We start from the raw sequence: 1,142 nt of genomic DNA, 5'->3' as shown, positions 1-1,142 counted from the left end.
TCAGAAACTGATGGTGCTTGCGATTCGCTTACTGAAGTTGATTCAGAAACTGATGTGCTTGCTGATTCACTTGCTGAAGTTGATTCAGAAACTGATGTGCTTACTGATTCACTTGCTGAAGTTGATTCAGAAACTGATGTGCTTGCTGATTCGCTTACTGAAGAGAATTCACTGTTTGAGTGACCCTTATCTTCATTTGGTTTTTGTGAGTTATTCCAAAGTTTTGATAAGCTTTCTGAGGCACTTGTTGATGCTGATTCAGTTGTGCTTTGACGTTCTGATACTGAGTTGCTTGCACTTTCACTTGCTGATCTTACTGATTCGCTTTGTGATTCTGATTCAGATTTAACTGAATTGCTTTGACTTGCTTCTTCTGAAGTTAAGCTTGTAATGCCACTTTCACTCTTGCTTTGTGATACAGATGTTGATGTTGAAGCTGAGTTGCTTACTGATTCTACTACTGATTCACTTTCGCTTGCTGAAGTTGATGCTGAGTCACTTGCTGATTCAACTACTGAGTTAGCTTCTGACTTAGATGTTTCTAAGCTGTTTGAAACTGATTCACTTGTTGAGGCAAATTCTGATGTTGATTCAGAATGTTCTGAGACTTGGCTTTGTACTTCACTTGAGTGATCTTCAACTGGTGTTGAAGTACTTTCAGATACAGATTTGCTTGCTGAGTCTGATTGACTTGTTGAAGTTGATTCTGAATCTGATGTTGACTTGCTTGCGCTTGTTGATGCTGATTCATTCCAGTATCTTGATAAGCTTTCTGAGGCACTTGTTGATGCTGCTTCAGTTGTGCTTTGTTGTTCTGATACTGATTCTGAAGCTTGTTCACTTGCTGATCTTACTGATTCGCTTTGTGATTCTGATTCAGACTTAACTGAATTACTTTGGCTTGCTTCTTCTGAAGTTAAGCTTGTTACGCCACTTTCACTCTTGCTTTGTGATACTGATGTTGATGTTGAAGCTGATGTGCTTGCTGATTCAACTACTGATTCACTTTCACTTGCTGAAGTTGATGCTGAGTCACTTGCTGATTCAACTACTGAATTTGCTTCTGACTTAGATGTTTCTAAGCTGTTTGAAACTTCTTCTGATACTGATTGGTATTCTGATGTTGATTCAGAGTGTTCTGA

General features: G+C 38.8%; 1 pseudogene. It reads right to left on the bottom strand.

Annotated features, from left to right (window positions below):
• A pseudogene (locus JCM14209_RS10150) lies at positions 1–1,142 on the bottom strand (hypothetical protein); the annotation flags it as partial.

This window comes from Ligilactobacillus hayakitensis DSM 18933 = JCM 14209 (genome assembly GCF_000615845.1).
In the GTDB taxonomy this organism is placed as follows: Bacteria; Bacillota; Bacilli; order Lactobacillales; family Lactobacillaceae; genus Ligilactobacillus; species Ligilactobacillus hayakitensis.
This window is presented reverse-complemented; position numbering and strand designations above follow the sequence as displayed.